14 protein-coding genes are annotated in these 18,242 nt (G+C 58.2%); 6 read left to right on the top strand and 8 right to left on the bottom strand.

Going from position 1 to position 18,242, the window contains the following annotated elements:
* Positions 1-33 precede the first annotated feature (33 nt).
* Positions 34-2,997, top strand: a complete 2,964-nt coding sequence (locus ACEN84_RS02180) for a PAS domain S-box protein (RefSeq protein WP_130284416.1) — start codon at positions 34-36, stop codon at positions 2,995-2,997.
* Between the two features lie 40 nt (positions 2,998-3,037).
* On the opposite strand, the gene ACEN84_RS02185 is transcribed toward ACEN84_RS02180, so the two are convergent.
* Together ACEN84_RS02185 and ACEN84_RS02190 are read right to left on the bottom strand one after the other, a co-directional pair.
* A complete protein-coding gene (locus tag ACEN84_RS02185; protein ID WP_130284418.1) occupies positions 3,038-3,436 on the bottom strand; it encodes a PAS domain-containing protein in 399 nt (132 codons plus the stop codon).
* An 89-nt stretch (positions 3,437-3,525) separates the two neighbouring features.
* Positions 3,526-3,819 (bottom strand): ArsR/SmtB family transcription factor, encoded by a 294-nt coding sequence (locus tag ACEN84_RS02190; protein ID WP_298883710.1) that lies wholly within the window; start codon positions 3,817-3,819, stop codon positions 3,526-3,528.
* 219 nt (positions 3,820-4,038) lie between these two features.
* Between ACEN84_RS02190 and ACEN84_RS02195 the strand changes: the two genes are divergently transcribed.
* From ACEN84_RS02195 to mprF, 3 genes are all read left to right on the top strand, one after another.
* Positions 4,039-4,299, top strand: coding sequence for a hypothetical protein (locus ACEN84_RS02195; protein ID WP_130284420.1), 261 nt, complete (start codon positions 4,039-4,041; stop codon positions 4,297-4,299).
* A gap of 882 nt (positions 4,300-5,181) precedes the next feature.
* Positions 5,182-5,463: a hypothetical protein gene (locus ACEN84_RS02200; RefSeq protein WP_148194907.1), complete on the top strand. Its 282-nt coding sequence runs from the start codon at positions 5,182-5,184 to the stop codon at positions 5,461-5,463.
* A gap of 440 nt (positions 5,464-5,903) precedes the next feature.
* Positions 5,904-8,507 carry a bifunctional lysylphosphatidylglycerol flippase/synthetase MprF gene (gene mprF, locus ACEN84_RS02205; protein ID WP_413708984.1) on the top strand — a complete coding sequence of 868 codons (2,604 nt, stop codon included), beginning with the start codon at positions 5,904-5,906 and terminating at the stop codon, positions 8,505-8,507.
* 371 nt (positions 8,508-8,878) lie between these two features.
* Here the strand turns inward: mprF and ACEN84_RS02210 are convergent, their stop codons facing one another.
* Together ACEN84_RS02210 and ACEN84_RS02215 are read right to left on the bottom strand one after the other, a co-directional pair.
* Positions 8,879-9,091 carry a CrpP-related protein gene (locus ACEN84_RS02210; protein ID WP_112720273.1) on the bottom strand — a complete coding sequence of 71 codons (213 nt, stop codon included), beginning with the start codon at positions 9,089-9,091 and terminating at the stop codon, positions 8,879-8,881.
* Positions 9,092-9,685: 594 nt separating this feature from the next.
* Positions 9,686-9,976, bottom strand: coding sequence for an integration host factor subunit beta (locus tag ACEN84_RS02215; protein ID WP_112720274.1), 291 nt, complete (start codon positions 9,974-9,976; stop codon positions 9,686-9,688).
* A gap of 931 nt (positions 9,977-10,907) precedes the next feature.
* Here ACEN84_RS02215 and ACEN84_RS02220 point away from each other — a divergent pair.
* A complete protein-coding gene (locus tag ACEN84_RS02220; protein ID WP_413708985.1) occupies positions 10,908-12,773 on the top strand; it encodes a methyl-accepting chemotaxis protein in 1,866 nt (621 codons plus the stop codon).
* A 75-nt stretch (positions 12,774-12,848) separates the two neighbouring features.
* On the top strand, positions 12,849-13,190 hold the full coding sequence (locus ACEN84_RS02225) for a hypothetical protein (RefSeq protein WP_130284428.1): 342 nt from the start codon (positions 12,849-12,851) through the stop codon (positions 13,188-13,190).
* A gap of 287 nt (positions 13,191-13,477) precedes the next feature.
* Here the strand turns inward: ACEN84_RS02225 and ACEN84_RS02230 are convergent, their stop codons facing one another.
* The 4 genes from ACEN84_RS02230 to ACEN84_RS02245 all read right to left on the bottom strand — a co-directional run bounded on the left by ACEN84_RS02230 (position 13,478) and on the right by ACEN84_RS02245 (position 18,203).
* On the bottom strand, positions 13,478-14,542 hold the full coding sequence (locus ACEN84_RS02230) for an HD domain-containing phosphohydrolase (protein ID WP_130284430.1): 1,065 nt from the start codon (positions 14,540-14,542) through the stop codon (positions 13,478-13,480).
* Positions 14,543-14,552: 10 nt separating this feature from the next.
* Entirely contained in the window at positions 14,553-16,739 is a 2,187-nt protein-coding gene (locus tag ACEN84_RS02235; RefSeq protein ID WP_413708986.1) for an ATP-binding protein, read from the bottom strand.
* Positions 16,740-16,758: 19 nt separating this feature from the next.
* Positions 16,759-17,232 (bottom strand): molybdopterin-dependent oxidoreductase, encoded by a 474-nt coding sequence (locus ACEN84_RS02240; protein WP_413708987.1) that lies wholly within the window; start codon positions 17,230-17,232, stop codon positions 16,759-16,761.
* Positions 17,233-17,468: 236 nt separating this feature from the next.
* Positions 17,469-18,203 carry an autoinducer binding domain-containing protein gene (locus tag ACEN84_RS02245; protein WP_112720281.1) on the bottom strand — a complete coding sequence of 245 codons (735 nt, stop codon included), beginning with the start codon at positions 18,201-18,203 and terminating at the stop codon, positions 17,469-17,471.
* Between the last annotated feature and the right edge of the window lie 39 nt (positions 18,204-18,242).

Consider the following 18,242-nt stretch of genomic DNA (forward strand, 5'->3'; position numbering starts at 1 on the left):
TCCATAGGGCAGGATGCGCGCTAGGTTCGCCAAATGGATGATACGAAACAATATCTTGAAGGCCACGCATTCGTTGGTGGTGGTGAAGCCGGCGATGCCATCCGACAGATGGATTGGGGACTGACGCCGCTCGGACCAATCCGGGCATGGTCAGCGGAATTGAAGGCTAATGTCCAGACCGTGCTAGCGTCACCGGTTCCGATGGTGGTTCTGTGGGGACCGGAAGGCATTCTCATCTATAATGACGGTTATGCAGCTGTATGCGGCCCTCGTCACCCCGCAGCTCTTGGCGGAAAACTTCTTGAGGTCTGGCCTGAGGCTGCAGACTTCAACGCTCATGTGATAGCAGCTGGATTGCGTGGTGAGCCGCTTAGCTTCCATGGCCAAGAGCTCGAACTCTGGCGACATGGCAGAGCTGAGCAGGTGTGGATGGACCTGGAATATCTGCCGATACGGGATGCCGCGGGCAAGCCGATCGGCTCCCTGGCGATGGTGTTTGATATCACCCACCGCGTGCTCGCCGAGCGTCGCCTGGCGCAGAGTGAAGAGTTATACCGCTTCCTGGACGAACTTGGTCAGGCAGTTGCGGGCCTGCATGATGCAGATGAAGTTCTCGCCGTCACGACGCGCCTAATAGGCGCACATTTGAGCCTCTCAAACTGCGCCTATGCCGATATGGATCCTGATGAGGATGGCTTCACCATCCGTGGTAACTGGCACGCACCGGGGTCTCCCTCGATCGTCGGGCACTATAGTCTCTCCGATTTCGGAACTCTAGCGGTGCAGGAGCTGGCCGCCGGCCGGCCGCTGATCATCAATGACAATCTTGCCGAGATCGCGCCCGAGGAGGCAAAAACCTTCCAGGATATCGGGATCACTGCAACGATCTGCATGCCGCTGGTGAAAAACGGTCGGCTGACCGCTTTGATGGCAATCCATGACAAGGCACCGCATCGATGGTCCGACTACGAATTGACGGTCATCCGCGAGGTCACGGAGCGATCGTGGGCCCATGTCGAGCGTGTGGGTTCTGAAGCAAACCTTCGCGCGAGTGAAGAACAGCTTCGCCTGGCCGTCGATGCAGCTGAAATCGGCCTTTGGGATGTGGACGTGGTTGCCGACACCTTGTTCTGGCCGCCCAGGGTCAAAGCGATGTTTGGCATCTCGCCCGACGTCCCCGTTTCGATGCAAGATTACTACAGCGGCCTTCATCCTGAGGACCTCGAACGAACTTCGGCTGCTTACGCGGCAGCGGCAGATCCCGCCGTGCGCGCCGTCTACGACGTGGAGTATCGGACGATTGGCAAGGAAGATTCAGTCGTCCGCTGGGTCGCGGCGAAAGGGCGTGGCGTATTTGAAGGGGAGCGCTGTCTACGAGTGATCGGAACCGCGATTGACATTACCGAGCGCAAGAAGACTGAGCTTGCCCTACGCGACCTCAACGAGACGCTGGAAGCGCGGGTCGCTGAGGGGCTGGCCGAACGCAAGCTTCTGGCTGATGTCGTTGAGAACACGACAGCAATCATTTTCGTGGCGGACCAGGACTTCCGTTGGCTGGCGATGAACAGGGCGGCAAGCACCGCGTTCGAGCAGGTCTATGGCGTGCGCCCGGTGATCGGAGCATCTATGCTAGAGGCGCTCGATCACCTCCCCGAGCATCGCGAGCATGTGCGCCGGACCTGGTCGAGGGCGCTCGCCGGCGAGGAGTTCACGCTGGTAGACGAGTTCGGAGATACCGCATATTCCAAGCGTTGGTTCGAACTCAATTTCAACGTGCTGCGAAACACTGCGGGTCGCCAGATCGGTGCCTACCAGATTGTGTATGACATCACAGGGCGCTTGGCGGAGCAAAGGCGCCTGGCGGAGGCGGAAGATCAACTTCGACAGGCGCAGAAGGTCGAAGCGCTCGGTCAGTTGACGGGCGGCGTCGCTCATGACTTCAACAACTTGCTGACCCCGATCATCGGCTCTCTCGACATGCTGGTGCGCAGGCAAATTGGGACCGATCGCGAGCGCAAGCTGATTGGTGGCGCATTACAGTCGGCCGAGCGCGCCAGAATACTCGTCCAGCGACTTTTGGCGTTTGCTCGGCGCCAGCCGCTGCAGCCGCTACCGATCGACGTGACGACGCTTGTCGCCGGGATGGGAGAGTTAATCCGAAGCACGACTGGCCCTCAGATCCAGGTTGTCATTGACGCAAGCCAGGACCTTCCGGCGGCCCGAGCCGACCAAAATCAGGTCGAGATGGCCCTTTTGAACCTTACCGTGAACGCCAGGGACGCCATGCCGACAGGCGGCACGCTGCGCATCAGCGCGAGCGCTCGCGAAATCCATCCGCAGAAGCCTGAAGATCTGAAGCCTGGCCGCTACGTCGTTATCTCTGTTGCCGATACCGGCGAGGGAATGAGTGATGAGGTCCGAGCGCGTGCAATCGAGCCATTCTTCTCGACCAAAGGCTTAGGACAAGGAACCGGACTGGGCCTTTCAATGGTGCACGGCCTTGCACAGCAACTTGGCGGCGGCATCCGCATCTTTAGCCGGGTGGGTGTTGGCACGAATATTGAGCTCTGGTTACCAGAGGCCGGTGACGCCCCTGTCAGTCTTGCGACCAATGACCCCGGCGGCACGACGTCGATCGGCCATCGAGGGACGGTGCTGCTCGTCGACGATGAAGATTTTGTTCGCATTAGCGCGGCCGATATGCTTGAGGAGATCGGCTTTGATGTCGTTGAAGCCTCCAATGGCGAGGCTGCGTTGGCATCGCTGGACAGCATCGCAGATTTAAAGCTCGTCGTGACGGATCACTTGATGCCGGGCCTGGATGGGGTCGAACTTGTGAGGCGTGTTCAGCTGCTGCGGCCTAATCTGCCTTGCCTGATCGTCTCTGGATATGCCGACGTCGAGGGGATCGCACCGGATCTACCCAGGCTGACGAAGCCGTTCAAGGTTGAAGACCTTAGAGAAGCTCTTATTGCGTCGGGATTTGGAGCAAATTGAGTTCTGGCCAACTGCACATCCTCGACCAAGCTCCCCGGCTTCAGTTGCTGGTGACCTGACCTGTGGAAGGTGCGGGTATCACCACTCCGGCATAGTGGACGGGATTGTCGGTTTTGTCTCGAAAGCAACGCCCGAAGGCGCGCACGGCATTGTACTTTCCCAGCAAGCCGAGCGTGCGGTAAAATTGCTCCGTGGGATGCTCCGCGATGATTGCATCGCTGATCTGCTTCGCCAATGACGCCCGGTCGTCAGGGTGCACACGCTCAAGGTAGGTTCTGATAGGAAGCCCCCTCTCCGTCATGGACGGGTCTAGCCCGAAAAGCGACGCAACGGCGCTGTCGGCATAGACAAGATCGCTAGAAAGGTCCCAGGTGAAGAGGCCCGGGTCAGGCATGCGCTCGGTCGTAATCGACGTCGAAAATTCGAAGCTGTCCGTCATCCCCACCACCAAAATTTCCAGGTGAGAATGCCATCTCGCATAACAACTTCAAGGCGGCGAATCGCGAAGATCCGGACTTTTTGTGCACCTTATTCTGACATGGGTACGGCATAGATGTCCTTCAACGACCGCAAGAGCTTCAACACACCCGGGTGGCCAGTTGAGTAAAAGATGCTCTGCGCCTCACGGCGGGTGACGACAAGCCCGCCCTCCCGCAGGATCGACAAATGTTGTGATAAGGCTGACTGGCTGATTTCAAGTCGCTCACCCAGTTCACTTACTCGGATTTCCTCGTTGGAAATGATCGAAAGAATTTTCAGGCGGACCGGGTTGGCCATGGCAGAGAGAAGTTTCGACTTTTCAATCAGATCTGGATGCATCATGGACATTTTTGTTGTTGGGCGTGCAGTTGCGGCGCAAAGCATCGGTCAACGTCCGACTTCTTCAGCGCTTCGTGTCTATAGGCGCTTTGCAGAAAGCCTTGCAACCGCTTATTGATTTGCTGCATCCGATCAGACGGCCATCAGACGAGCTCGGCACGTGACGCGGCGTAAGTGGCGGAAGCTAGCAGGATTGAGCGCCCGGCACTTTCGGTAGCGCTGTTGCAGATCAATCTTTTTGGGAAGGTCATCGGTCGTTTCCGCTGGGGCGGGCTGTCCAGAAAGACCGCGAGGAAGATGATGAACATGGCCCCGCTCTTTGAGGAGAAGGCGGATGCAAATGTGCTGCACGACATGATCAGCTTTGCGAGCAAGCAAAAACTGCTTTATCGCCCGAGACGCGAATTCGGACTTTTTCGAAGGGAAACCCAACCGCACGCGTTCGGCTCTGCCTCGCCTCGACAACCCGTCGCCAGTGTCTAGCAAAGTCCGCGCGCCGGCCTCGCGCGGGCTTTTCCTTTAGGCCTGCGGAACCAACAGACGTTCGGTGTGTCTGGCCATCGGCATCTGATTGTTGGTGACACGATCGGGTGTCAGGCTCTTTCAGTCGATGCAAGAGCGTGCCCACGTCTTTGACCTGGGCAGGGCAGCGGCGTCCAAGTTAGCATTCAGCGCTGACCTTTTTGCATGCACCCAGATCGGCTCAAAGAAACCTGTGCGATTTGGCAATCGCAAAACCTCCATTGCGGGCAGCAGGTTTCCGAGTGTCGCTCGAGGCCCCCGCTCCGCATGCAAGATGGCGTTTGCGTGAAGCAGTCTTGGAGATGCCGCTGAGGCGCAATTAACACGGTTGCAAATGTAAGTGCTCTGTCACACCTAAAGGAGATCGCCCCACGGATGGGGCTGGGTTGAAGCCTGGGGTTTGCAGGGCGATCTCAGTGGCAATTGGATTCAAACCACTTGCCGGAGAGCAACGTACACCTTCTGCGGGTGATGTCGAGAGTTCGCTACCGTACCAACATGCCGGCCGTCCATCCGTGCCAGCGCCATGAGCGTCACGCGCGCAGCAGGGTGTTGTAACAAAGCACGCAGGCTTATCGCAGTACGGGATTAATAGCCTTCGTTGTCACCGACCGCCTCCAACCAAGATCCCATCGCCCAGGGCCCACTGTTCGTCAACGGTATCAAAATCGCGAACACATCAGGAGAGCGCGCTGCAATTAGATCTCGGCCGTCTCGTTGAAACCTGCTCGGCTCGCTACAGACACCGGGGCTCGGAAGTCCTCGACGTACCGCCGGCTTATCATGTATACAAAAAGGCCACCGCGAGGAATGCGCCGATCGCGGTGGCCCAAGTAGCACTTCATGAAAAAGAACCGCTTCACGAACCACGGAAAAGCGGTGCTCGATTATTTACCAAAGGCTTCAATCCCAATCAAGCGATTGCTGGTAAACCAGATCTTGAAGGATCCCGTCAGCCTCTCGACCGAAAAGCCGGCGCAGCTTGACGCAGCAACAAGGCGCTCCCGTTTGACGAGCGCCAACAGGTTTTGGCAGAACCAATATCCACCATTTGAAGACTCGCCGGCCGTAGAGTCACAAGCAGGTGGAGAAGTGGGGCTCCTATCCGTCGTGACGTCATTGTAACAGGCTGCCTTGCAAAATCGGCATGCATGAGAGTGCCGTTTGTCTGTTTGCGAGGCGAAAGGCCGTACATGGAGGACGGCATCCGAATAACCGACCTTAGACGCCAGACATAGTGACAGAGATTTTGCTTTGGTGCAAAGCCACTAAATTTCGCTGATCCTTCCCGAGACTGGCGGGCCGCTATGGCTTCGTAGACCATGAAACGACCAGGGAAGGATGATCAACGAAGTCTTCGGGGCATACCCGCGGTCAAGACATCTGACCGATAGATCGGTTGTCGACCGGCCCAAGCATTTCATCGAAAGCTTCGCTCAATCGGCCGACGTTTGTGATTACCCCATCAAACGCGGCCCTTCTGACGACGGACCAGTTGAATCCTGATGCCAGTGTCTTAAAACGCCGCTTTGATAGCGGCGGCGACCGCAACCGCGAGGGGTAACATGGCGAGTCAGAACAGTCTGGAAGAGATGGAAAGCGAAGAGGCCGGTTGGTTTCGCGGCTTTCTCCGGCGATATCGCACGCAGCTCGTGGCAGCCGCGACGCTGATCCTGTTCTGCATGGTCGGCTATGCCATCATGCAGCTTACGGATGAAGTTCGCTATGACGACGTCGTCGAGGCGCTTGCCGATACCCGTGTCAGCTCGATCCTTCTCGCGCTTCTCTTCACCGGTCTCAGCTTCTTCGCGCTGATCTTCTATGATTTGAACGCCATCGACTACATCGGCAAGAAGCTGCCCTTTCCGCATGTGGCGCTGACGGCCTTCAGCGCCTATGCGGTCGGTAATACTGCCGGTTTCGGCGCACTCAGCGGCGGCGCGATCCGTTACCGCGCCTATTCTCGCCTCGGCCTGACGCCTGAAGATATCGGCCGCGTCATCGCCTTCGTGACGCTGTCTTTCGGTCTTGGCCTTGCCAGCGTCGCGGCAATCGCGCTGATGATCATCGCCGATGAAATCGGACCGCTGATCAATACCAATGCGCTGCTTTTGCGGATTATCGCCGGTGCGATCCTGGCGGGGCTCGGGTTCGTCGTCTATCTCGGGCGTGATGGCCGGGCCGTCAATCTTGGCCCGATCGCTGTCCGCCTGCCGGATTCGCGCACATGGTCGCGCCAGTTCCTCGTCACCGCCTTCGATATCGCGGCGTCGGCGACCGTTCTCTACGTTCTCCTGCCGCAGACGGCGATCAGCTGGCCGGTGTTTCTGGCGGTCTATGCGATTGCCGTCGGCCTCGGCGTTCTCAGCCACGTTCCGGCCGGCCTCGGCGTTTTCGAAACCGTCATTATTGCCTCGCTCGGCAGCGCGGTGAATATCGATGCGGTTCTCGGTTCGCTGGTTCTCTACCGCCTGATCTATCATGTGCTGCCGCTGCTGATCGCGGTGCTTGCGGTATCGCTGACCGAGCTTCGCCGCTTCGTCGATCATCCGGCCGCATCGAGCATCCGTCGCATCGGCGGACGCCTGACGCCGCAGCTGTTGTCGGCGTTTGCGCTGATCCTCGGCGTCATGTTGATCTTCTCGAGCGTCACGCCGACGCCAGACGAAAACCTCGAATTCCTGGCCAACTACCTGCCGCTGCCGATCGTCGAAGGCGCGCATTTCCTGTCGAGCCTGTTCGGCCTGGCGCTCGTTGTCGCCGCCCGCGGTCTTGGCCAGCGTCTCGACGGCGCCTGGCTGGTCTCGGTGGTCTCGGCCGTGCTGGCGCTGGCGCTGTCGCTCCTGAAGGCGATCGCGCTGGTCGAGGCGATCTTCCTGGCGATCCTGATCTTCAGCCTGTTCGTCAGCCGCCGGCTCTTCACCCGCCATGCTTCGCTTCTCAACCAGACGCTGACGGCGGCCTGGCTGATGGCGATTGCCGTCATCTGTGTCGGCGCGGTCGTCATCCTGCTGTTCGTCTATCGCGACGTCGAGTACAGCAACGAGCTCTGGTGGCAATTCGAATTCGCCGCCGAAGCGCCGCGCGGCCTGCGCGCCGTGCTCGGCATCACCATCATCTCCTCGGCGATCGCGATCTTCAGCCTGCTGCGCCCGGCGACCTTCCGGCCGGAACCGGCGACAGAAGAGGCGCTGCAGCGCGCCGTCGATATCGTCATGGCGCAGGATTATGCGGACGCCAATCTCGTTCGCATGGCCGACAAGAGCATCATGTTCTCCGAGAAGGGCGATGCCTTCATCATGTACGGCCGCCAGGGCCGCTCCTGGATCGCGCTGTTCGGACCGATTGGAAATCAGGAGGCCGCTCCCGAACTCGTCTGGAGCTTTGTGGAGGCGGCGCGCGCCGCGGGTTGCCGCGCGGTGTTCTACCAGATTTCTCCCGGGTTGCTCTCGCACTGCGCCGATGCCGGATTGCGCGCCTTCAAGCTCGGCGAGCTTGCCGTTGCCGATCTCGGGGCCTTCGAGATGAAGGGCGGCAAGTGGGCGAACCTTCGCCAGACGGCAAGCCGCGCCCAGCGCGATGGCCTGAGCTTCGAAGTCATTCCCGCCGACGGCGTACCGGCCATTCTCGGTGATCTCTCGGTGGTCTCCAGCTCCTGGCTCGAAGACCACAATGCCAAGGAGAAGGGCTTCTCGCTCGGCGCTTTCGAGCCCGACTATGTCAATTCGCAGCCGGTCGGCGTGTTGAAGAAGGACGGCAAGATCGTCGCCTTCGCCAATATCCTCGTTACCGAAACCAAGTCCGAGGGCACGATCGACCTGATGCGCTTCTCGCCGGAAGCGCCGAAGGGCTCGATGGACTTCCTCTTCGTACAGATCATGGAATATCTCAGAGCCGAGGGCTACAAGCACTTCAACCTCGGCATGGCACCGCTTTCGGGCATGTCGAAGCGTGAAACGGCGCCGGTATGGGACCGTATCGGCAGCACCGTCTTCGAGCACGGCGAGCGCTTCTACAATTTCAAAGGCCTTCGGGCATTCAAATCAAAGTTTCATCCGCACTGGCAACCGCGCTATCTTGCGGTTTCAGGAGGGGGCAATCCGATGATCGCGTTGATGGATGCGACCTTTCTCATCGGCGGCGGATTGAAGGGAGTCGTCAGGAAATGATCGTTTGCTGAAATAAAACGCGGTTGGCCTTGGTGCCCGCGGGACACGGCTCGGATTCATTGCGGGTGTCAAGGAGATGAGCGTCGGACAATGCCACGGGACGCGGCCGTCGGCTTGGTCAACTGGCGAGCTGGACATCGCGCAGGTCACCGAGCTAAGCATCGCCATACCCGGGCGTTCAAAACGCCAGCTTCGAAAGCCACCTCGCTCGTGAACGGTCATACATACCAAGCCCGCCGACTGCGATAGAGAACGTCAAGCGGCATTACGGATGCAGGGCAGATATCTCGGTCGGTTAACAGCCTTCCGCGTTGCTTTCGGTCCAGGAGTCACTCACACCGGCATCGCCCATCCGCGTCTTGCCCCCAGATTTACCATGCGCCCAACTTCACGCGCGACGCGTCCTCTATTCGCCAGCCAAAGAACCATGCCTCTGCCCGGAACAGCCAGCTTTCCTTCTCGATTTGCGATCTGGCGTTTTCAAGATATGGAAGAACAGGGTTATCGCGCTCGGAGCGCCCCAAGATCCTCGCATTAATGCCCCGCTGTTGCCAATCGAGAATCGCGTCAACGTCAAAGCCCATCCAGATCTCCATGGTTCACGTGACGCCTGAGCCTTGCGTCCGGGCAACTTCTGTGGCCCGCGGCTTGCGCGAAACTTGCATGTTGCCGATCATTCGGCCAAAGCTGCGCGACGGTACGCTAACGTACTGGCAAGTAGCACGCGACGCAGGTATGATCGAATGCCAAACTTGACAGAAATGCCGCACGCACCGTTTTCTGTTCCCAACGCCCAGGCTTCAATAAGGACCCACGCCTGCAAAGCCGAGCGTTAATCCTGCAAGGGTGCTGGTCCGCCTCGGAACGGCGACGTCCCCTGGACGAAAGCAAACCGTCCCCCGAACCGATAATCTTGCGGGAAGGGTTTTGAAATCGAGGACAACAGCCCGGAAGTACACTGTTGCGAGCGCTCGATGCGGCCAAGCGAAGAGGTGCTATGGTGTTTGACAATGAAAAGCCACCAACTCGGCCTTTGCGGACCGTGTCATTGAGGATCAGATCGCCGCGACTGCACCGTCAGGTTTGGCCTTCTCCTTTCGGCGGGGATCGCAAGATATGGCTGGAATATCAATAGTAGGCTGGTCAGTCAGCTGCCGCAAAGCAAGGGCGAAGCGAGCCTAGCGCTTCGCAGGTTCGTTCAGCCTGTCACTGATCGCCTTGCCGGGGCGAAATGTTGGCACCCACTTTTCCTCGACAAGGACCGCATTACCGTTGCTCGGATCGCGACCCGCTCGTGACGGCCGATATCGCACCTGGAAAGCACCAAATCCGCGTATCTCCACACGTTCTCCTCTTTCGAGCGCCTCTGCAATTCTCTCGAGGATCGTTTCGACGATCTTCTCGGCGTCCTGCCGATAAAGGTGAGGGTTACGAGCCGCAACAGCATCGATAAGTTCAGATTTAATCATCTCGATAATCCCGTCCAGTCACTCGTGGCCAGTATCCTGTCATTCCCCACCAAGTGTCATTTACATCGCTATTTATGACCGTAGCTTCAGGAAATCCAAGATTTTGTCGAAGCCGAGACCAGTCCATCCCCCGCAAGCGCAGCTTGATTTTCGAAATCGGAAACCATCAGTTCTCGACGCGAGCCTCTCGGCGCAGCCGCCGAAAGTCATTCGGTTCCCCGCAGCCAATTTCGACGGTGGTGGCGCGTAATGAGGGTCGACACGCGTCCTTGCACTTTGCTTGTCAGCCGGTTGAATTGGCAGAGGCCGATCTCATCCGTTTGCCAGTAGCGCATGGACATCGATTACGGCGGTCGGACCGCGGAAAGTTGGCTGGATACCGTCTGCAAGGATCGCAATGTACCCGCCCGTGGTTTCGAGAATAGCGAGCTGTGCGCCATTGCAGTCACTGGAGCCCGCTAGGCGACCGAGGTCGTACACTGGGATAACCTCGCCCTTGTAGGAACTGTAGCCGGATGGGCCATGGGCGGAGCGCCTAAAGCTGCTCCATTCCTCCGTGAGCGCAACAATGCGACCTCCGTCGAACTCGAAGCACCTGTCTCCCAAGCGAGCGACACTGACTCCCGGCGTGTGAATTCCAAAAAACACGATCCGCTGCCTCTTATGCCAAATTCTAAAGCGAACACATCGGCAGCAGCATTCGCCGCTCGGCTCATTCATGAGGCCAGCTTTTGCCCGACGTCCGACTTCTATTGCAAACCCTGTAACTAAGCCTTGCTGAATACTCTCAATTTTGAGCTAATAACCAATATTCGGGTTGAAGCCCTAACGATCGGAACGCTTTTTTAATGCTTCCTCCCTAATTCTGGGGCTCATATGACGCGCTGCTAAAACAGAAATCACTCGCGCGCTAAGTCGAGGAAGAAGTTCGATGGGACTTACCATAGCTCAAAAGCTTACGGGATTTGCAGTGATCGTTAGCCTTGGCATCGGCGGCGCCTTGGCGTTTCAGACCATAACAATGTCGCGGCTGAGGGTGACGGGGCCAGTCTACGACGGCATCATCGAAGGAAAGGACCTCGTGGCAGACATCCTGCCGCCTCCCCTCTTCTTTGTCGAACCATATATGCTAGCCAACGAGGCAGCAGTTCAGCCCGAGCTCGCAAAAGCGGCCTTCTCCAAGCTCGAAAGTCTAAAGCGGGTCTCCGCAGACAGAGCGCAACACTGGCGTGGCTCCAACCTTCCAGCCAAGCTCAAGGGAATTCTCGACGGCGATGTTCTCACGACGGGAGACCGGTTCTGGAGTATCATTGAAAATGATTACCTTCCCGCACTCGCAGGCGGAGATCAGATCACGATCAACAGCGCGCTCGACAAGCTCTCGGCCACGTTCCATGCCCATGAGGCGGCTGTCCTGAGACTGGTGGATGCGGCAAACAAGTTCGCGGCGGAAACCGAAAGCAGCGCAGATAGCGAGGCAACAGGTCGCAGCGCATTGGCTTTGGCTTTCGGAATCGCCGCACTCGTTCTCTTCCTCGGCGGCGTTCTCTACCTCCGAGTGGCGGCAATAGGGGCAGTCACATCAATAACGAAACGCATGTCTGCCATGGCCGCAGGCGACTTGGCGCAGCCCATTCCATACGCGCAACGGCATGACGAGATCGGCCAAATGGCTGGCGCGCTGGCGATCTTCCGGCAGGCCGCGATCGACAAAATGCGGCTCGAAGAAGAGGCCAATTACAAGCATGCCAAATCCGAAGCAGAACGAGCCGAGCGAGAAGCGCGTACCACCGGCGAGGCGGCAGAGTTAGAACGGATCATCACGACGCTTGGTGCAGGCCTCGCGCGTCTTGCTGACTGCAATATCCGCATGACGATCGACGAGCCCTTCCAAGGCGAGTTCGAGCGCCTACGCCACGACTTCAACACTTCCATCGGCGCGTTCCAAGCGACACTGGAACAAGTTCTCGGACAGACCCGGCAGATCAACGAAAATGGCGAAGAAATGCGCGCCGCTGCGGACAACCTATCGCGTCGGACAGAACAGCAGGCTGCCGCTCTGGAGGAGACTTCCGCTTCGCTCGAACAAGTCACGACTACGGTCAGGCTATCGGCGGAACGGACCCTTGACACGCGCAAGCTAGTGCGTGAGGCGAAGGACTGTGCTTCAGCGTCCGGCACAGTTGTCAAGCAGGCTGTCGATGCCATGACGAGGATCGAAACTGCCTCAAACGAAATTGCACAGATCATTGGCGTGATTGACGAGATCGCCTTCCAAACAAACTTGCTCGCCCTCAACGCAGGCGTCGAAGCTGCCCGGGCTGGCGAATCCGGGAAGGGGTTCGCGGTCGTCGCGCAGGAAGTGCGTGAACTTGCCCAGCGCTCGGCTCAAGCCGCCAAGGAGATCAAGGCACTCATCGTCAATTCCAGCAGTGAGGTATCGGAAGGCGTGAAGCATGTCGGTGATGCAGGCCGCGCGCTGGACCTTATCGAAGATTTCGTTATTCGGATCGATCGTAATATCGACGCTATCGCTACCGCTGCCAGTGAACAAGCCGTCGGTCTGCAGCAGATTGCTTCGGCTGTCAACGAGATAGACCAGATGACCCAGCAGAATGCGGCGATGGTCGAGGAGACAAGTGCCGTCAGCCATTCTCTTGCAGACGGCGTCCGCAGGCTAACCGAGCTTGTGGGGCGCTTCAAGCTCAATCGAAGAAAGGCGATCCGCGAACCGGGTTCCTCGGCGAGTGGATACTCAGGGCAACAGAACGCTAGGAGTTGGACAAACGCGGCTTAAACGCCACGGCCCTGCGGAGATGCTGATACCGCGGGGCCGCTTTCAGACTGACTGACATTCTATGCCAGTGTGACGATGACCTCAGACCTTCTTATCAAGCTCGAAAGACTACCCGCGCCCGCTCTCCTGGTCGGAGCAGATAACCTCATCGTCTTCGCAAACTGGAGCGCGCAGGAGCTACTCCTCGACATCGATGTCACAGATATGCCGATCACAGGATTCCTCCGGGACTGGAAGAATTATAGTGCAATGGAGATTAATCCCGCGACGATGATCGTGGAGGTACTCCTAAAGACGGGTCAATCGATGTCGATGCCCGCCGCCTTCTTCACGACGAAATACCGTTCGGAACCTGTATCCGGAGTCGTGCTTGTGCCGAGCGCGGGATCCCAGATCTCGGCCCATTGGCTCGGTTGAGAATCCAGGCTGCCGATCCGACTTGCGGATCGTTGCGAACGGGTAAAGCCAGCGAGTTGCGCCCGCTCCTCCGTGCCGAGCTTCCTTAGCTGAAGCTCGAATTTTCCAAGAACCGCTCGGCTTCGTCATTGTCGATGTCTTCGGCGGCGACGGCTGTCTTGAGACCCACGTTCTCCAGCTTTCGGAAAGACCAATCGACAAACGCCGAAGTATCGTGCGCATTCTCAAATGCGTCGTTTTGATTGGGTCCTGCGTCGTGGAAGATAGTCGCATTTCAAGGTTGGCCGTCATGCAACAATCGGCAGAATGCCATGCCCAGCACTGTCCTGCAGCAACGCGCGGATTACAAGGATCTCGCCGAGAGCCCCTTCAAACGCCGCGACGCAGGCGGGGTCAAACTGCGTTCCGGATCTTTGCCGGATGTGAGCGCTGGCCTGACTGATCGACCAAGCTTCCTTGTAAGGACGTGCAGTCGTCAGCGCATCGAAATTGTCGGCAACAGCGACAATGCGCCCAGCGATGGGTATATCTTCACCGGCCAGACGATTGGGGTAACCTTGCCCGTCCCACCGTTCGTGGTGGGTCGCCGCGATCGTTGCGGCCAGGCGCAGCAAGCTGGACTTCGATTCGCGAAGAATGTCGCAACCCAACATCGTGTGACGCTGCATCGACGCGAACTCCTGCTCGGTCAGCTTCCCCTTCTTCAGAAGCACCGCATCGGGGATTCCGACCTTGCCGATATCGTGCATAGGCGCCGCAAGCCTGATGTCCGAGCATTCCTGCTGCGAAAGGCCCAGCGCCTGGGCGATCAGCTGCGAATATTCTCCCACTCGCTTTGTATGCAGCCCCGTTTCGGCATCCTTGAAGCTGGCGGCGATGGAAAGACGGTCGATGATCTCCTCTTCGCGCTCGCGGATCTCGGCTGTCGCCTTGCTGACTTCCTTACGGAGCCACTCGGCCTTGTCCGCCAGCTTGTTGCGAGCGTCCACCAGCGAAAGGAGATTTTTGATCCGAGCCTGGAATTCGAGCGGGTTGACGGGCTTGTTGAGAAAGTCGATCGCGCCTGCATCGAGACATGCCATTCTGGTAGCCATGTCGGTATCGGCCGTAACCATGACAAACGGCTTTCCCTTATAGCGTTCGAACATCTCGATCTCGCGTAGGAGTTCGACGCCGTTGTAGCCAGGCATCTGAAAGTCGATGACGGCGATGTCGAAATCGACCCCAGGCATGGAGGCCAAGACTTCTGCCGGGTCGCAGAATGGAAGCGGCTCGCAGTCCGGAAGCTTCTCAACGAGCTTCGTCAGCAGCGCAAGGTTTGTCCTGTTGTCGTCAACGAGAAGAATACGCATTCATTGCTCCTTAAGCGGCATGCATGCGCCGCTGTTCATCGACCGCTCTTTTGATGTCGAGCAGCTCGCTACTGGTAATGACGGTGTCCTGGCGCAGCCTTTGTGCCATGTCGGCGATGGTCTGCATGCCAACATTGCTGGCGGCGCCCTTCAGGGAATGAAGCTGTCGGTCGATGCTTTCTGGTCTCCCACCGCGCATGTTGTCGGCGATATCCGAGAGGATGGCGGCGGCATCGCTGAAGAAGGTATCAAGCAGGTCGTCAAAGACATCCCTTCCCAAAACGTCGATGATTTCCTGCTGCCTGTCGTTGACGCTGCTGGCGGCAGAGATGCAGGGCGCCTTGGCTTCGAGCGCGTTGATGATCGACCTCAGCACTTCCAGCGTGATCGGCTTCGGTCTGAAGTCAGTCATGCCTGCGCCTGCGCAAAGCGTGCGGTCTTCGTCCGAAGCGTTGGCGGTCATGGCAACAATAGGAACAGTTGAAGACGTTCCTCCCAGGCTGCGGATCTGGCGCGTCGCTTCGATGCCGTCCATGTTCGGCATCTGCATGTCCATCAGAATGAGGTCAAAGTTTTCGTCATGGACCTTTTGCAAGGCCTCGCGTCCATCGTTCGCTACGACGACAGACTGACCGAGATGGCGAAGGAAACCGCAAGCGACCTGTTGGTTTACGAGGTTGTCCTCGACGAGAAGCACCCGGAAGGACGGACGTTTCTCACTGAGATCGCCGACCACCTCCTCAGTCTTTGCGGCGGCCGGAGGAGCTTCCACCGCCAAAGCCGGAATCTCGAACCAGAACGTACTGCCTTCATCCTTTCGGCTGTGCATGCCGATCTCGCCGTCAAGAGCGTCGACGATCTCCTTGCAAATGGTGAGGCCAAGCCCTGTGCCGCCGTATTTGCGGCTGATGCTGGCATCGACTTGGGAGAACGGCTTGAATAGCTTCTTTTGCCCAATTTCGTCGATGCCGATCCCTGTATCGCTGATGGATATTCGAAGCCGCGCGTTCCCTTGATCGTCTTCCACACCCGACATCTTCACGACAACGGCACCATTGCTGGTGAACTTGATCGCGTTGCTGAGCAGATTCAGAACGATCTGCCGAACCCTGGTCGCGTCGGTCAAGATCAACTTCGCTGGTCCGGCGCCGCTGATGTCGGTGACAATCGTGTCGCCGTGCTCGGCGGCTCGGTCCCGCATCATTTCTATCGCGCTAGACAGTAGCTCACGAACGTCCGTGGGGGCCGGACTTACATCGATGCGTCCGGTCTCCATCTTGGCGAAGTCGAGAATCTCGTTGAGGATCTCCAGAAGCGTCACGCCCGATCGTCTGATCGTCTGAACACTGCCTCTTACAGCCTCCGGAAGAGCACCCAGTTCCAGGAGCTCTGCGGTTCCGAGAATAGCGTTGAGTGGGGTGCGCACTTCGTGTCCCATCGTCGCCATGAACTGCGATTTAGCACGGTTGCCGGCTTCGGCCGCGGCGTAGGCGTCTGTCAATTCTCGTGCCATGCCCTCGAAGGCAAGCGCCGCGGCTCGCACGGAGCGGAGCTGCCGGCGCAAAGAGAAGACGAGCACACCGATCGAGCCAGCAAGGAGCACGGTGACCAAGCCCGTGCGGATCTGCAAAGACTCTAGGTCATTGCGCGCATCGGCGCGGTCTGTGCTGACTTTGTTGTTGGCGCTGGTCAGCAGGCTCTCGGTTTTACCGACAAGATCGTCCAGCCCACCGGCAAAAGCGCTAAGATGGCTAAGGTCAGCCTCGTGTCCCTTTGCCAGTTCGTCGAACCAGGCAGCCTGCATGAGCACCATCGGCTCTATCGTGGCGACGAGCATCCGCAGTTCCGGATTGTCCTGCAGCCGCAAATCGAAGTTAGCGCGTTTAAGAATGCTCATCCTCGAGTAGAGGATGTCATACCGCGTCGACAGGCTCTTAAACGCGGAGGCCGACAGATCAGCGCGCGCCACCATCACATTGGTGACCTCACGCAACGTGCGTGCTTCGCGGTCGAGTTGATAGACGGACCAGAGGGCATTTTCCCTGACCCCGTCCTGTAAGGCCTCGTATCGTCCGTAGATGCCCGAAAGAAGATAAATAAGGCCGATCAGCAGCATCGCCGCAAAGGCTTGAAGGAGAGCGGTGGCCTTGCTGACCCGCCTGATGACGTCTCCGTTCTTCCGGGCACTTTCGTTCATCACTCGGCCTCGATCGTCTTTATCTGCCAGACAGAGCGGGAGAAGTACTTTTCGTTATAGAGCGAGCTGTCTTGTCGAAGGGATAGACAAGAAACAACGGTCCCTTTTCACGCACCGACATTGGCTGGCCGTCCATGCGTGTTGCAAGCATCGTGTCGAGGCTGGACGCGTCTTCGACCGGAACCTCTGCAGCGTAATCGTTGAGTGCGACGACTTTCAGACGGGTCGCATGCGCTCCGGCAGCGTCAAGGACGGCGCGAAGCAGTGGTCCAGAAAATTCCACCTTGCCTGTGGTCCAAGGTGTTTCCATGCTTCCCCTGCGCCCCTGCAGTGCTTCTAGCATTGCCAGATCAAACTGAGCGGTATTGTCGACATTGGGATGATCGAGCTTGCCTTTGACGGTGAGAATCACCTCTCCTTGGGGCAGTTCGAGCGAAAGAGAAACGGCAGGCATCGCAGCGGCAAGCGCCACTGAAAGAAACAGTATTCTCATGAAGATAGCCTTGGATGGGCAGGTCGTGCCAGGGACAGCATTCATTCGTCCAGCGAGTCGGTGAAAGGGTCACCGTCGGGAGCAGACATCATGTCAGCTTCGGCTACTTGGCCGGGACACCCCAAATCTAGGTGTGATATCTCAATGAATCATGAATCTAATAAAGCAGCTTCGAATGAAGCCCTAATTCTGGGGCAGCGTCGCTTGCCAGGGTTAACAATGCATTGAAAGAGAGCTCAGGCGATGAGCCGCCTACGGATGGCGTCGGCGATCGCCTGGGTTCTATTGGCAGCCCCGATCTTTTTGGTCGCCGACTTGATGTAGCTGTTGACGGTATCGAGCTGGTAACCTGTCGCCTTACCGATGCCCTCGCTTGTCAATCCGAGGCTGGCTTGGCTCAGGCAGGCGATCTCGCCCTTCGAGAGCTTCATCTGATCGGCGGCAAACCTGTCCAGAAGCGGCTTCGTGAAGGTTGTATGGATTGCTTCCGCCACAAGCGACAGGAATGCGACCTCGTCGTCGTTGAAAGGAACCTCGCGCGTTACTCCGACCGCCCCATATACGGTCTCATCACGCATGATCGGAATGAGTGTCCGGTTGTGCACCCCGAAAGTGCGCTTCAGGTAGAGCAGCCGCTGAGGTGTCTCGTGATCCGGTGCAACCTCATGCTCCCTGACGACCGAGTTGGCTGCGCGAGCAGCGTGAATGAATGGATCATTTTTGAATATCTGGTCTTCCATGTAAGCCTCCACGAAGGCCGGGGGAAGATCGGTGTCGATGGAAAACCCTTGGCCGAACCTATAATGATCGACGTCCAGTCCAGAAATGAAGATGTAGTCGAACGGGACCGCGTGACGCAGCCGGTCGATCATGTCGATGCGCCCGAAGTACCGATGCCGAGGCACCGATCTCAGATCCACGTAGTCGTCCAGTGCCTCGGGGTCGAGGACGGAAAGGGCGCTGACGGGCATGGCGGCGGCTCCGATTTGTCGGTTACCGACTATTGGCGC

It is taken from the genome of Rhizobium sp. Rhizsp82, from assembly GCF_047325115.1.
Classification (GTDB): domain Bacteria; phylum Pseudomonadota; class Alphaproteobacteria; order Rhizobiales; family Rhizobiaceae; genus Rhizobium.

Coding starts and splice junctions, on each gene's coding strand:
- ACEN84_RS02180 (WP_130284416.1), top strand. CDS start 34: ATGGATGATACGAAACAATATCTTGAAGGCCACGCATTCGTTGGTGGT.
- ACEN84_RS02185 (WP_130284418.1), bottom strand. CDS start 3,436: ATGACGGACAGCTTCGAATTTTCGACGTCGATTACGACCGAGCGCATG.
- ACEN84_RS02190 (WP_298883710.1), bottom strand. CDS start 3,819: ATGATGCATCCAGATCTGATTGAAAAGTCGAAACTTCTCTCTGCCATG.
- ACEN84_RS02200 (WP_148194907.1), top strand. CDS start 5,182: ATGAAAAAGAACCGCTTCACGAACCACGGAAAAGCGGTGCTCGATTAT.
- mprF (WP_413708984.1), top strand. CDS start 5,904: ATGGCGAGTCAGAACAGTCTGGAAGAGATGGAAAGCGAAGAGGCCGGT.
- ACEN84_RS02210 (WP_112720273.1), bottom strand. CDS start 9,091: ATGGGCTTTGACGTTGACGCGATTCTCGATTGGCAACAGCGGGGCATT.
- ACEN84_RS02215 (WP_112720274.1), bottom strand. CDS start 9,976: ATGATTAAATCTGAACTTATCGATGCTGTTGCGGCTCGTAACCCTCAC.
- ACEN84_RS02220 (WP_413708985.1), top strand. CDS start 10,908: ATGGGACTTACCATAGCTCAAAAGCTTACGGGATTTGCAGTGATCGTT.
- ACEN84_RS02225 (WP_130284428.1), top strand. CDS start 12,849: ATGACCTCAGACCTTCTTATCAAGCTCGAAAGACTACCCGCGCCCGCT.
- ACEN84_RS02230 (WP_130284430.1), bottom strand. CDS start 14,542: ATGCGTATTCTTCTCGTTGACGACAACAGGACAAACCTTGCGCTGCTG.
- ACEN84_RS02235 (WP_413708986.1), bottom strand. CDS start 16,739: ATGAACGAAAGTGCCCGGAAGAACGGAGACGTCATCAGGCGGGTCAGC.
- ACEN84_RS02240 (WP_413708987.1), bottom strand. CDS start 17,232: ATGAGAATACTGTTTCTTTCAGTGGCGCTTGCCGCTGCGATGCCTGCC.
- ACEN84_RS02245 (WP_112720281.1), bottom strand. CDS start 18,203: ATGCCCGTCAGCGCCCTTTCCGTCCTCGACCCCGAGGCACTGGACGAC.